Raw genomic sequence first — 2,107 nt, 5'->3', positions numbered from 1 at the left:
AACCAGACCCGGCGTTTCCACCAAGATCCGTGTGAGCTCTCGAAACGTGTCAGCATCATCGTCTCACGATCCCCAAAGGGATCCGCAAGGACATAACGCCGCCCACGCTTCTCTTTCTCAGATTCACTTGTCAAAGAACACACCCCACAACCGATAGACCAGCGCCCGGAATTTTCCGGACCCAAGCCCTCAGCAAATCAGGAGATGCAAAAACAAGCCGCTCACAACGTGGCCGCTCGCCGATGAACAGGGGTATAAACACTCGGCTCAGAACCGTCAACTCCCGGAACCAGATAGAACACACATTGAACCGCAACGGGTTTCCTGGAGGCTCTAACTCTCGAGAGGATGAAGCCATGACGAAGCGAACCCCACTAAATTCCCCTGAGGTCCGCGCCCGAGCGGTGCGGATAGTGCCGGATTATCAAGGCGACTCTGTCTCACAAGGGGCGGTGATCAGTTCGATCGCAGCCAAGACGACTGTTTGGGGGATCGGGCCGATCTGCAGGATCCTGCCGATTGCCCCGTCGACGTACCACGCGCATGCCGCGTGACGCGCCGAGCCCGGCAGGCGACCGGCACGGGCCAGGAGCGGCGCGGCACTGATGATCGATAGCTTGGTCGGGAAGGGATCATGGTGGCCCGGTGCATCGTCGCGCAGTCGATGTGGATGCTGGGACTGAAGGGTGTCGTGGGGGACAAGACGGTCTGGATGACGATTTCCGATCCGGCAGAGACCTGCCCACTCGATCGGATTAACTATCAGTTCAAGGCATCACGCCCGAACGCGCTTTGGGTCTCCGACTTCACCTACGTGGCCTTCGTCATCGACGTCATCGACGTCTTCGCTCGCCGTACGAGCATCGTCCCGTCCAGGGCGCGGGCTCGTGCATCACAGCGACAGGGGTTCGTAATACCTTACGCTGCGCTACACCGAGCGGCTCGCCCATGCTGGTGTCGAGCCGTCTCTCAGCAGCGTCTGCGACAGTTACGACAACACGCTGGCCGGGACGATCAACGGCCTGTTAAAGGCCGAGGTGATCCATCGCCGTGGGCCGCGGCGTTCCTTCGAGACCGTCGAGTTCGCCACCCTTGAATGGGTCGACTGATCCAATACCCGCCGTCTGCTCGAACTGATCGGGAACATCTCTCCCGCCGAAGTCGAAGCGCGCTACTATGCTCAGGCCGAGGTCCAAGCCTTGGCGGCCTGACCCAAACCAAATAGTTTCCGGAAAATTCAGTGTAATTTAGATCGCTGTAGCTTGGCTCGATCCGAGATCTCATGTTTCGCGGTTTTACCCACAGCCGGTGATGCTTGGATCCAGCGTTCTCGCAATCTGCATAGTTGGTTCATTTCAGTAGAGCTGGTGCCTACTGGAGCGTCCCTAACTCTTGTTTTTGGGCATGCGGGCTCTCTTTCGAACCTGTTCGCCGAACTGTCCGACTCAGGCTGTTCCTGTATTGCCTGGATTCTCATGCTTGCCCGTTGGATTTGCGTCGGGCGCACCTTCTTGGATTTTCCTCTGCCGTTTCGGCAGCCTTTTTGGAGTCCGTAGCTCCCGCTTTTTTTGATGTTTTATAACGTTTGTATTTGTGCAGATCAGGGATTTGACCCCTCCCCTCGTGGGGAGAGACCGGCGTGCCAATCGGTTCCAGGCTTGCCACTCAGGAGAGACAATCCGCACGATGTTGGGGAGGTTGCGCCAAGCCGTTCGCGCCCGTCTCTCGACAGTTACGAGCCCCAGGACCTCAGCCTGCCGGACAGCATTCTTCACGGTGCTGCGACAGACTCCCGCGAGAGCGGCAATCTGCTCGATACACCGGCGGCAATCCCCCATCCGAACCACCGTATCTGCCAGAACAGCGAGGACGGCGACCTCGGCCTGAGTGAAATGAGCTGCCAGGGCCGGGGGAAGGCGTCCGGCGGCGGCCCAGCGGCGGCGGCGCTGCAGGCTCTCTCCTGTGCGCGGACGCGAGCCCACAGGCTTCCTAAGCGCCTGTGGGATGGGGTGATCGATCTTACGAAGCTCGATGCGGTTCGAGAGCTCCTCAGCCTCGGCCTCCGTGATTTGATCCGCCGCGAAGGCCCGCCACATCAGCGCGGCCA

Annotated in this window: 1 pseudogene; it reads left to right on the top strand. The window is 59.7% G+C overall.

Going from position 1 to position 2,107, the window contains the following annotated elements:
• Nucleotides 1-637: 637 nt before the first annotated feature.
• Nucleotides 638-1,211, top strand: a pseudogene (locus MKK54_RS12210) (IS3 family transposase); the annotation flags it as partial.
• Nucleotides 1,212-2,107 lie beyond the last annotated feature (896 nt).

The organism is Methylobacterium sp. J-068 (assembly GCF_022829445.1).
Lineage (GTDB): Bacteria > Pseudomonadota > Alphaproteobacteria > Rhizobiales > Beijerinckiaceae > Methylobacterium.
This window is presented reverse-complemented; position numbering and strand designations above follow the sequence as displayed.